This is a genomic window from Gammaproteobacteria bacterium, from assembly GCA_003696665.1.
GTDB lineage: Bacteria > Pseudomonadota > Gammaproteobacteria > Enterobacterales.
Genome location: RFGJ01000296.1, coordinates 1 through 11,683, shown reverse-complemented (window position 1 = coordinate 11,683; position 11,683 = coordinate 1). Strand labels below are relative to the sequence as shown.

Genomic DNA, 11,683 nt, shown 5'->3' with positions numbered 1-11,683 from the left:
TGACACGCTTGTAGTCGGGCATGCGCAATGTTGCAACACGTTCAAGTTTTTGGCCATCTCTCCAGAAAACCACCCGGACTCTGCTTCCGGCTGGCTGCAACCCAACATAGTTATTAAACTGCGCCATTGACGCGACTTGCCTTTGATCAACTTGAGTAATCACATCGTACGGTTTGATGCCAATCTCATCCGCTGGAGAATTTGGCGTCACCTGTGTGACAACGATGCCACCATGGGTCGGCACTTGTAATGCTCTGGCTAGGGCTGGCGTGAGCACATCACCACGTATACCGAAATAACCGCGTCTGACTTCACCATACCGAATTAATTGTTGCATCAAACGGTGAGCAAGGTTGATCGGAATGGCAAAGCCAATACCGACATTACCGCCACCAGGCGCAATGATGGCGGTATTAATGCCCACTAACTCCCCTTTTAGATTGACCAAGGCGCCACCTGAGTTTCCCGGATTAATGGCCGCATCTGTCTGAATAAAATCCTCAAAGTCCTCGATGCCTAAGCCACTTCGTCCAACTGCACTCACGATACCGCTTGTGACACTTTGTCCCAAATTAAACGGGTTGCCGATCGCGACGACAAAGTCACCCACCCGCACCTTGTCGGAATCGGCCATCGGCACGGCGACGAGATCTTCTGCGTTAATCTGGATGACCGCGACGTCAGAAGCCTTATCGGCCCCCACCAGTGTTGCTTCAAATTCACGCCCATCCGCCAACCGTACAGTGATCTCGTCTGCATCACCAATCACATGTTGATTGGTCAAAATGTAGCCATGTTTGCCATCCACAATGACGCCAGAGCCTAATGATTGCGCCTTCCGAGAGGGCGTCCGAAATAAGCGCCCCCAAAACGGATCTCGGTAAAGCGCACCTTGTTCCACTTTGGTGCTGGCAATGTTGACCACGGCCGGAGCAACACGCTCAATCATTGGCGCCAATGTCGGAAGCGGCTCACCGTCCACTGCCACCGGCAAAGCAGCCCGAACCACCCCCCACGCCAAAAGTCCAACCCAAGCCCACAACTTATACTTTTTCATTACTGTCGCTCCTTTCTTCCGCAGTCGGTCTGCATCCACAGGTCGCCCGCCATAACCCGGCCAAATCATATAACACTTGTGGCTGGCAAAAGCCTGCTTTTGTCATCAATTCTTTAACCGCCGGGCCCTGCTGATAACCGTGCTCAAGCACAAGAACGCCGCCCGGCGTCAAAGCGCCTTCGGCATATCTGACAATTTTTCTGATGTCATCCAATCCATCTTCTCCCGATACCAGCGCATTTCGCGGCTCGTATTGCAAGGCTGGCTGTTGTAAATGGCGATCGCTCTCTGCAATATAGGGCGGATTGGAGACAATGGCATCAAACACGATTCCAGTCAACGCTGCGCCCCAGTCTGAAAGGCGCCAATGCACTCGTACGCCATGGCGCTCTCCATTTGCCTTGGCCACGGCCAACGCAGCTTCCGAAAGATCTGTCGCCCAAACCTCAAGATCCGGACGTGACTTGGCAAGCGCAATGGCGATAGCGCCACTGCCGGTGCCAAGATCCACCACGCGACAGCCATGGGCCAAATGTTCTATCAAGTATTGCACCAACAATTCGGTTTCAGGGCGCGGAATGAGGGTGGCGGGTGTCACCATGAAAGGCAGTGACCAAAATTCTTTTTCGCCGATAAGATAGGCGACTGGTTCCCCTTTGGCGCGTCGGGCGAGCAGTTCAAGATACGCGCGCTTTTGTGCCTCGGCCACTGGTTCTTGATCGCGAATGATGAGCTCGGCATGCGTCATACCAACAACATGCTCAAGCAAGATTCGGGCATCTAGGGCAGCTGTCTCTGACCAGTTTTCAAGCAAAGCCACCCCTTCACTGAGCAGCTGTTTTATTGTCAATCCTTGCCGTTGCTCCGCCATCGGTTACGCTTCATCTTCCGACATGGCAGCAAGTAGATCGGCTTGATGTTCGTTGAGTAATGGCTCGATGATCTGGTCAAGATCGCCTTCCAAAATCTCGTCTAACTTATAGAGCGTCAAGTTGATGCGATGATCCGTCACACGGCCCTGAGGAAAGTTGTAGGTTCGAATGCGATCCGAGCGATCGCCCGTACCCACCAAATTACGACGCGTCGTGGCTTCTTCGGCCTGTTGCTCACGCTGGCGCATATCGAGAATTTTGGACTGCAACATTTTCATCGCTTTCGCACGGTTTTTGTGCTGTGAACGTTCGTCCTGACATTCCACCACAATCCCGGTCGGCAAATGGGTAATCCGAACGGCGGAATCGGTTTTATTGACATGTTGTCCACCCGCCCCAGACGCTCGGAAGGTATCCACCCGCAGATCGGCTGGATTGATTTCTGGCAACTCAATCTCATCGGCTTCTGGCAAAATGGCGACCGTGCATGCCGATGTATGAATTCTCCCCTGACTTTCGGTTTCGGGGACGCGCTGTACACGATGAGCGCCCGATTCAAACTTCAGTCGGGAGTAAACATGATCGCCACAAATTCGACTGATGATTTCCTTATACCCACCTTTTTCCCCTGGGTGGGCGGAAACTATCTCAAGGCGCCAACCCTTGCGTTCCGCATACTTGCCATACATCCTGAAAAGATCGCCTGCAAACAAAGCCGCCTCATCACCGCCAGTCCCCGCCCGAATTTCAAGAAAAACATCCTTGTGATCGTTTGGATCTTTTGGCAGCAACGCTTTCTGCAGCGACAGCTCCAATGCTTCAAGGCGAGACTCGCAATCCCTAATTTCATCTTCGACTAAGGCGCGCATCTCACCGTCACTGTCTGCCAGCATGGATTTCGCCTGCGCCAAATCCTGAGAAACTTTTTCCCATTGCTTGAACAGCGACACGACGGTTTCTAATTCGGCATATTCGCGCGATAACGTTCGAAAACGCTCGTTGTCCTGAATGACTTCAGCATCAGACAAAAGCGCGGCCAATTCTTCATGCCGCTCGGCAAGTTGCGATAATTTATTTTTTATCGAAGATTTCATTCGTGATGACGATTCTTGTGTTGTAGATTAAAGATCTCACACAGCTGTCGAACTTTATCCGTTTCTGCCTGTCGACTCGCGTCCTGCAAGAATCGCGTGGGACGGTGCAAAAATTTGTTCGTCAAACGATGCGCCAGCTGTCGAACCACTTGTTCAGGTGACTGTGTTTCCAATAACCGCAGGGCACGTTTCAATTCCTGCTCACACAAATTCTCATAATGGCTGCGAAACGTCCGAATCACATCAACGTGTGATAGTCCTTGCTGCCACTCCATAAACGCTTCGGCTGACTCAACAACGATGCGCAGCGCCTCCGCTCGAGCGGTTTCGCGAATACGTAAATTTTCGTCCACCACTTTTTTCAGGTGATCAACATTATACAAATACACATCCCGAAGTTCGCCAACTTGATGCTCAATATCTGCAGGCACAGCGAGATCGACCATAAACATTGGTCGATGGCGTCGTTGCTTGAGCGCAGCTTCGACCATCCCTTTGCCGATAATGGGCAACGAGCTCCCTGTTGAGGTGATCACAAGATCTGCATGCACAAGTTGTTCAGGGATGTCATCCAACGCACACACCGAAGCGTCAAATTGTGCAGCCAATTCCTCGGCGCGACGACGCGTTCGGTTGGCGACAGTCAGACGTCGACAACCGCCGGTAGCCAGATGTTTGGCCACAAGCTCAATGGTCTCACCGGCGCCAACCAGCAAAGCCGATGTCTCATCAAGCGCTCCGAAAATCTGCTTTGCCAAAGAAACCGCTGCATAGGCCACCGACACCGCACTGGCACCAATTTCGGTCTCAGAACGAATTTTCTTCGCCACCGCAAAGGTTTGCTGAAACAATCGTTCCAAAATTTGCCCGATGGCACCGACTTCTCGCGCTTGCTGGTAGGCCTGCTTAACTTGTCCCAAGATCTGTGGTTCGCCAAGCACCATTGAGTCAAGTCCAGCGGCCACCGCATATAAATGCTCGACCATTTGCTGACCTTCGTGGCAATACAAACGGCCGCGCAATGTCCCTGCCGACAGACCATGAAACTGCTCCAGCCAATCGGCCAAAAGCCAGGAAGATGACAGTCGGCCACTGACATAAATCTCAGTTCGATTGCAGGTCGACAAAATGGCCGCTTCGTCGACCTCCTCCAGGGCCAATAGCTGATTATACGCAGCACTGAGCTGTTCTGGGGCGAAATTGACCCATCCCCGAACCTCCACCGGAGCCGTCTTATGGTTTAGACCAAGAACTGTCAGCGCCATGCTTTCACTCAATATTTATTGAACGCGGCGATTATATCACGCCCTTCCCGATTCGTATGCGTCGATATTATAGGCCACCGCTCATGTTGCGCTTTGATCGACATCATGTATATTTGATGCCACTGAGTTTGTTCAAGGAAGTGAAATGCGCGCCCCAAGCTTACTGCTCTTGTTGCTTGCTCTGACAAGCTGCGCCAGTCAGAAAGCCGTGAACTCAATCGACCCCAATACGTCGACAGAAGCGTTACGCGCCAAGGTGGTCGCTGACATTGCACTGGCCACGCAAAATTACGATGTGGCATTGCCGAAACTGATTGAAAAAGCACAATTTTGGCATGATGCGGAAGCAGCGCAAACGGCAGTACGTATCGCGGAACAACGCAAAGACTGGATCCGATCTCTGCAAGCAGCACGAGTTTGGGCGGCGATTGATCCTGAAAATGATTTGGCACATTCGGTGGTGGTTCTAGGTTTGGCCCGCAGTGGACAAGTCGATGCGCTTGCGCCGGCACTGGTTCGGCTTTGGTCGGCAGCACGCCCGAAAGGTTTCCAACGTTACATTCAGATTGTGTTGCAACTGACCGAGCAAACCGGCAATGAGGTCATGCTGGAAGCGCTGCGGAAAATTCCTACATCTTCGGATGCTTATGTCGCCAGTCAGGTCGCCATGATGGAAATGTTGCGCAAAGCTGGCCAAGACGATGCCGCCGTTGCGATTTCGAAGGCATTGCAGCAACGCTACCCGGATCATCCTGCCGTCATTCTCGAACGGGCGTACCAGACACAGAACCATCTTGTCGCCGGACGCGATCTGCTCAAGGCCTTTCGGAAACATCCCGAGCATTTAGTACTCGGGATTGAAGCCTGCCGACAGCTCCTGCAGGCCTCACCAACGGACGTCATTCGCGCTTGTCTCGAACAAGCCAAGCCCGGGACCAGAAATCACATCGTCATTACAAAAGGGTGCCTCATCGCCGCTGACGAGCGAAAACAATGTCTCGACGAGGTGATGGCGAAAGCCCCAGGAAACCATGATTTACTTGTCATGGCCGCGGGGATGGCTTTAGACAATCAGAACGCTCCACAAGCTGAGCGCTATTTGCTGCAGGTGCTTGCAGAGGCACCTCATCACCAGCAGGCGCGTTGGCTCTTGGCGCATGTCTATCGCAATTCCGAAGACAGGTATTTAAAAGACTTTGCGGTATCGCTTTTTGACTCGATCAGTACGCCTTCTCTCGTCAAATCTGCGCGTATTGCGGCCGCCAAAATGTTGGCGAATGATGGCTATTATCAACAGGCCATTTCGCGATTACGCAGCCTCAAGGATGCCGACCCAGCGACACAGCTTGAGCTTGCCAGAGTCGCCGCAAAACTGCTGTCTGAGACACCAGACGGCCGCCAATACAAAATGGCGCTTGACGAAGAATGGCAGAAGCAGCCAGACGATCTATTTCTTTTTCTTTTGGCCCTGACACTCGCTGAACATCAAGAACTCACCACGATCTGGCGACATTACCCAGGCCTCCTATCACCTGACCAGGCGCCCGTTCGGCAACTGGTCTTAGATATCTTGATGGAAAAAGATGCGCACGAGGCAGTCATTGCATTGACTGGCCAAGTGTTAAAACATCACCCTGACAATACGCTCTATCAATACGAACGCGCCATTGCTCACTTCAAACTCGGCCATTACACGCAGGCCGAACAGGCCTTACGAACACTCCTCCGGAAATCACCCGAAGACGGCACTTACCTCAATGCCTTAGGGTACATACTGGCACATGCCAACAAAAAACTTGACGAGGCCGAACAACTTCTTCACAAGGCCCATTCGCTTAACCCTAAAGATGGCTACGTCCTGGACAGCCTCGGCTGGCTATATTTTCGTCTTAAGCAATATGAGAAGGCGGAATCCTATTTGAAAAAAGCCCTCAAACAAGACCCCAACCCAATTGTGGAAGCCCATTTGGCAGCAGTTTATTGGATGACGGATCGTATGGACCAAGCCAAAAAACTTTTCAAAAAAGCCTACCACGCCAAACCAAATGATCCGGTGTTGCGGGAAATCATCCGAGATTTGTCACCAGACCTATTCAACAGCTTGTCGAAAAAATGAAGTTCCTGAAAGCACTCTGGAGGTATGGCTCCTATCTTATCGTGGTATTTGCATTGCATGGTTGCTTTCTTTTTCCGCCACCCAGTCTGCCGCCTAGTCATTCGCAGCATCTTGGTTGGACTGCACAAGGAAGAGCCGCCATTCGCACCAAACAAGATCAGGTGATTGTCAATTTTATCTGGCGCTATGCACCCGATGAAACGCGTATTCGACTGTACGGCAGTTTCGGTAAAGTGTATGCCGATCTTGTCGCCCGCCCAGGACACGCAACCCTCACGACCGATGACGGGCGTTGGCAAGATGCGGACTCAGGCCGACTGCTGAAGTCGGTATTGGGATGGGACATCCCCGTTGAAGCCGCCAACCAATGGTTAGCCAGAACCTTTGTCGATAGCCAAAGCGTCCCGTCTGGTCCACTCACCGCCTTTGATGAATGGCTCATCGAATACAAAGACATCAAACAAGTTGGGGACACACTGCGTCCACGGCGCCTGAAGATCACGGGCCCGGATGTATCGATTCTACTGAGTATTGACACTTGGCAGGTGAACAAATGATCACAAATCACCCAACAGTTCGCTGGCCAGCGCCTGCTAAAGTCAATCGTTTCCTTCACATTGTTGGTCGAAGAGAGGACGGTTATCACCTGCTCGAAAGCGTTTTTCAACTGATCGACTGGCATGACTGGTTGTCGTTTCGCGTACGCCCCGAGCCCGACATTCGGCTGTCATGTAATCTGCCAGCCCTCAGTCACCAAGATAATTTGGCCTACCGAGCTGCCGCCTTGCTAAAGCGAGAAACACAATGCCCACTTGGGGTAGACATCCACCTTGAGAAACACATCCCCATGGGCGCAGGGCTTGGTGGAGGGAGCTCTGATGCCGCTACTGTATTGGTGGCATTGAATCATCTCTGGCAATTGAATCTTTCATCGTCACAACTTGCGGGCATGGCGCTGCAACTTGGGGCGGATGTGCCATTTTTTATCCACGGCCACAATGCCTACGTCACTGGCATCGGCGAGCATATCGAGCCCATCGATATCGATTTGCCAACACTGCTTTTGGTGACGCCAAACGTCCACGTCTCAACCCAAAGCGTGTTCCAACACCCGAATCTGAACAGAGATTCACAAAGGCTTGGCAAAAATGCGCTGCCGACGCCACTTGGCGAATTCGGCCGTAACGATTGTGAACCGCTTGTGCGCACTCTTTATCCGGGAATTGACGCGATATTTCAAATACTTGAAGAATTCTGCCACCCTCGGCTAACAGGCACCGGCGCCACCGTGTATGCAATGTTTGACAATCCCATGAAAGCGCGTAAAATAGCGCCCCGTTGTTCGACGACATGGAAGGTTCGTGTCGTTGACACGCTGCCTCACTCACCGTTACTTGAAATGCTCGGTAACGGACATTGAGTCACTACTGGGGCGTCGCCAAGCGGCAAGGCACTGGGTTTTGATCCCAGCATTCGTAGGTTCGAATCCTACCGCCCCAGCCACTTTTCCTGTCGCCACCTAATCTCATGTCACATAATCCCAGTCCAGTTTTTCAGGTCGACAGCCCTAATTTTAATTTTGTTTACCGCGCATGATCGTCTAAAATGTGCGCCCCAAACCGCGGCGATTCTGAAATAGGGTATCTCATGTCCGATTTGATGCTTTTCCACGGCAATGCCACCCCCGAGCTGGCGAAGAAAATTGCACAACGTCTTAACGTCCCCATGGGCAATGCCATGGTAGGGCGTTTTAGCGATGGCGAGATCAATGTCGAAATTCTCGACAATGTTCGCGGTAAAGATGTTTTCGTCGTGCAATCGACATGTGCACCAACGAATGATCACATCATGGAGCTGGCAGTGATGGCGGACGCGCTTCGCCGTGCCAGTGCCGCGCGCATCACTGCCGTCACTCCGTATTTTGGTTACGCACGACAAGATCGACGCGTTCGCTCCAAGCGTGTGCCGATCTCAGCCAAAGTGGTCGCTGATATGATGGCAATCGTCGGCATCGATCGTATGTTGACCGTTGATCTCCACGCCGACCAGATTCAGGGCTTTTTCGATTTCCCAGTCGATAATGTGTACGCCACGCCTGTGTTGCTGGATGATATTCGAGCGCAGGGCCTAGAACGACCAATGGTCGTATCACCCGACGTCGGTGGTGTGGTTCGGGCGCGCGCGGTGGCCAAACGTTTGAACGACAGCCCGCTTGCCATCATTGACAAACGCCGGCCGGAAGCCAATCAAGCAGAAGTTATGCACATCATTGGTCAGGTTGACGGCCAAGACTGCATCATCGTCGATGACATGGTGGACACAGCCGGGACGTTGTGTCTGGCGGCCAAAGCACTGAAAGAAAATGGTGCGCGTACGGTGCGTGCCTACTGCACACATCCCGTGTTGTCTGGTCCAGCCATCGAAAATATCCGAGCGTCTGCGCTTGATGAACTGGTGGTCACAGATACAATTCCGCTCTCGGAAAAAGCAAAAGAGTGTGATAGAATCCGCCAGCTTTCATTGGCCGACATGCTGGCTGAGGCCATCCGTCGCGTCAATGAAGAGGAGTCCATCAGCTCCATGTTTTTAGACTAATGCCTGATTTGCCTCTGGTCGCGGGGGCATGTCGGGGGAGTGTTTTGATACTTACAGTTGCGGAGATAACCTATGAACGAATTCGAGTTGAAAGCCGAAGTCCGCGAAGACTTGGGGAAAGGTGCGAGCCGCCGCCTGCGTCGTAGCGGAAAAATGCCAGCAATTTTGTATGGTGGCGATGAGGCGCCAGTTTCTCTGGCCCTGCGTCATGATGATCTCTTTCATGCCCTTGAAAATGAAGCCTTCTATTCACACGTCATCACACTGCATATTGGCAAGAAGAAGGTGAAAGCCGTCCTCAAGGACATTCAGCGCCATCCTTGGAAGCCAATTATCCTGCATGCCGACTTCCAGCGTGTGAAAGCTGGTGAAGTCATTCGTATGCACGTGCCCGTTCACTTTATCAATGAAGACAAGTGCCATGGCGTCAAAAATGAAGGCGGCTTGCTTGTTCATAATGTCAATGAACTGGAAGTGCTGTGTGAACCCAAAAACTTGCCAGAATACATTGAAGTTGACGTCGCCGATCTGAAAGCTGGTGAAACCATCCACTTGTCCGAAATTGAAGCGCCGAAAGGCGTGCAGTTCGCAGAGCTTGTTCACGGGCATGATTTGGCGCTGGTCACCGTCAGTAAGAAAGGTGGCGAAGCCGATACCTCTGGCAACGATGAAGATGCCAGTGAAGGCGAAGGTGAAGAAGCTTAATATGGTCGTAGAGAAAAGGCCGGCGAAATAACCGCCGGTCTTTTTCATTGCTACCAATGAGTCATACGCCAATTCGACTGGTCGTCGGTCTAGGGAACCCCGGGAGTCAATACGAAAATACCCGACACAACGCCGGGTTCTGGTTTCTGTTTGCTTTGGCCGAACACTATCAAGCCACACTGCGCGTCGACAAGAAACTGAACGCCTATTGTAGTGAAATTGCTACCGAAACACACAAGCTATGGTTACTGGCGCCGCTGACCTATATGAACCTAAGTGGTCGCCCGGTGGCGCAAATGGCCAATTTTTACAAATTACAGCCTGAACAAATACTGGTCGCACACGATGAACTGGATCTGCCACCAGGCATCATTAAGTTAAAGAAAGGCGGCGGTCACGGTGGCCACAATGGTTTGCGCCACATTATCGAGTCTCTCGGCAATCAGCGTGATTTTGTTCGGTTGAGAATTGGCATTGGCCATCCCGGCGACAAGCGCCTTGTGACGAATTATGTTCTGGGCCAACCGACACCAGACGACAAACAACGCATTCAATCAGCCATCTCCGCAGCCATTACGGTGATGCCGGATGTGTTTACAGGCGACTTGTCAGCTGCCATGAATCAACTACATCAATTCAGAGGGTAAATGTCATGGGCTTCAATTGCGGCATCGTTGGACTACCAAACGTTGGGAAATCAACACTTTTCAATGCGCTGACCAAGGCAGGCATTGAAAGTGCCAATTATCCCTTCTGTACCATTGAGCCCAATACGGGCGTGGTGGCAGTCCCCGATCCGCGGCTTGACCAACTGGCCGAGATTGTCAAACCCCAGCGTGTTGTGCCGACCACAATGGAATTTGTCGACATTGCCGGACTTGTCGCTGGCGCCTCGAAAGGAGAAGGTCTTGGCAACCAGTTCCTCGCCAACATTCGCGAAACAGATGCTATCGCCCATGTGGTGCGTTGTTTTGAAAACAACGATATTGTGCATGTCGCCGGTCGAATTGATCCGATTGATGACATCACTGTCATCGACACTGAATTGGCGTTGGCGGATTTAGAGACCCTTGAACGCGCCATGCAAAAACAGCAAAAACTGGCACGCACTGGCGACAAAACGGCCCAAAAAGCGCTCGACGTTTTCGCAAAAGGCCAAGCATTACTCGCCGAAGGCACCGCACTGCGTCGCGGCCAGTGGTCAGATGAAGAACTTGTCATACTCAAACCCTATAATTTCTTAACCATCAAACCGGTGATGTATATCGCCAACGTCTCTGAGGATGGATTCGAAAACAACCCGCATCTTGACGCGGTGCGTGACTACGCCAAAGCCGACAATGCGGTTGTGGTGCCGGTTTGTGCCGCAATTGAAGCGGAAATCGCTGAGCTAGAGGACGAAGACAAGCAGGAGTTTTTAGACACAATGGGGCTTTCTGAGCCAGGGTTAAACCGAGTGATACGCGCTGGTTATCAACTACTCGGGTTGCAGACCTATTTTACCGCTGGTGTCAAAGAAGTGAGGGCGTGGACCATTCCAATTGGGGCAACAGCGCCCCAGGCCGCGGGGAAAATTCATACGGACTTTGAAAAAGGATTCATCCGCGCGGAAGTGATTAGTTTTGAAGACTTCATCCGGTACGGTGGCGAACAGGGTGCCAAAGACGCTGGAAAATGGCGCTTGGAAGGCAAAGACTATATTGTCCAGGATGGTGATGTCATTCACTTCCGCTTCAACACCTAAGGCTGGCCCATTTGTTTCCGTTGCCGGCAAGCCTCCAATCGCTCATCCAGTGCAACGGAAACATCGTCCTCAAAATCTTGCCAGCGTGCCCACACACGCTCCCAAGGCCAGTCACCAGTTGACAGTTCCAGTGCCAGAGAAACACTGCCCTCGTCAGGCATGACGGTAAAGACCGCCCGCGATCCATCGGCGGCTTGCAGGGTCATACCCTCTTCTTGCGAAAGCCATTGCACTT

General features: G+C 52.1%; 12 protein-coding genes and 1 tRNA gene. 8 read left to right on the top strand and 5 right to left on the bottom strand.

Translation table 11 applies throughout. The features are described 5' to 3' along the window. The 4 genes from D6694_08115 to D6694_08100 form a co-directional block, all read right to left on the bottom strand. A partial coding sequence (locus D6694_08115; protein RMH42351.1) for a PDZ domain-containing protein occupies positions 1 to 1,057 on the bottom strand: 1,057 nt, incomplete at its 3' end. Continuing rightward, positions 1,044 to 1,928 carry a peptide chain release factor N(5)-glutamine methyltransferase gene (gene prmC, locus D6694_08110; protein ID RMH42350.1) on the bottom strand — a complete coding sequence of 295 codons (885 nt, stop codon included), beginning with the start codon at positions 1,926 to 1,928 and terminating at the stop codon, positions 1,044 to 1,046. The genes D6694_08115 and prmC, both read right to left, overlap by 14 nt. A gap of 3 nt (positions 1,929 to 1,931) precedes the next feature. Beyond that, positions 1,932 to 3,023: a peptide chain release factor 1 gene (gene prfA, locus D6694_08105; protein ID RMH42349.1), complete on the bottom strand. Its 1,092-nt coding sequence runs from the start codon at positions 3,021 to 3,023 to the stop codon at positions 1,932 to 1,934. Continuing rightward, positions 3,020 to 4,288: a glutamyl-tRNA reductase gene (locus tag D6694_08100; protein ID RMH42348.1), complete on the bottom strand. Its 1,269-nt coding sequence runs from the start codon at positions 4,286 to 4,288 to the stop codon at positions 3,020 to 3,022. The genes prfA and D6694_08100 overlap by 4 nt, the downstream gene beginning before the upstream one ends. Positions 4,289 to 4,433: 145 nt before the next feature. Between D6694_08100 and D6694_08095 the strand changes: the two genes are divergently transcribed. The 8 genes from D6694_08095 (at position 4,434) to ychF (ending at position 11,448) form a co-directional block, all read left to right on the top strand. Then, the gene (locus D6694_08095) at positions 4,434 to 6,404 is read left to right on the top strand and encodes a tetratricopeptide repeat protein (GenBank protein RMH42347.1); all 1,971 of its coding nucleotides are present in this window, start codon (positions 4,434 to 4,436) and stop codon (positions 6,402 to 6,404) included. Next, positions 6,401 to 6,961 carry an outer membrane lipoprotein LolB gene (gene lolB / locus D6694_08090; GenBank protein ID RMH42346.1) on the top strand — a complete coding sequence of 187 codons (561 nt, stop codon included), beginning with the start codon at positions 6,401 to 6,403 and terminating at the stop codon, positions 6,959 to 6,961. Before D6694_08095 ends, lolB begins: the two co-directional genes overlap by 4 nt. Then, positions 6,958 to 7,824 (top strand): 4-(cytidine 5'-diphospho)-2-C-methyl-D-erythritol kinase, encoded by an 867-nt coding sequence (locus D6694_08085; GenBank protein ID RMH42345.1) that lies wholly within the window; start codon positions 6,958 to 6,960, stop codon positions 7,822 to 7,824. The genes lolB and D6694_08085 overlap by 4 nt, the downstream gene beginning before the upstream one ends. Positions 7,825 to 7,832: 8 nt before the next feature. Beyond that, positions 7,833 to 7,907, top strand: a tRNA-Gln gene (locus tag D6694_08080). 144 nt (positions 7,908 to 8,051) lie between these two features. After that, complete coding sequence (locus tag D6694_08075) at positions 8,052 to 8,999, top strand: ribose-phosphate pyrophosphokinase (protein RMH42344.1); 948 nt, start codon at positions 8,052 to 8,054, stop codon at positions 8,997 to 8,999. 72 nt (positions 9,000 to 9,071) lie between these two features. After that, positions 9,072 to 9,704, top strand: coding sequence for a 50S ribosomal protein L25/general stress protein Ctc (locus D6694_08070; protein RMH42343.1), 633 nt, complete (start codon positions 9,072 to 9,074; stop codon positions 9,702 to 9,704). A gap of 56 nt (positions 9,705 to 9,760) precedes the next feature. Beyond that, positions 9,761 to 10,351 (top strand): aminoacyl-tRNA hydrolase, encoded by a 591-nt coding sequence (locus tag D6694_08065; GenBank protein RMH42342.1) that lies wholly within the window; start codon positions 9,761 to 9,763, stop codon positions 10,349 to 10,351. A 5-nt stretch (positions 10,352 to 10,356) separates the two neighbouring features. Next, the gene (gene ychF / locus D6694_08060) at positions 10,357 to 11,448 is read left to right on the top strand and encodes a redox-regulated ATPase YchF (protein ID RMH42341.1); all 1,092 of its coding nucleotides are present in this window, start codon (positions 10,357 to 10,359) and stop codon (positions 11,446 to 11,448) included. On the opposite strand, the gene D6694_08055 is transcribed toward ychF, so the two are convergent. Next, positions 11,445 to 11,683 (bottom strand): hypothetical protein (locus D6694_08055; GenBank protein ID RMH42340.1); only part of this gene is annotated, 239 nt, incomplete at its 5' end. The genes ychF and D6694_08055 overlap by 4 nt on opposite strands.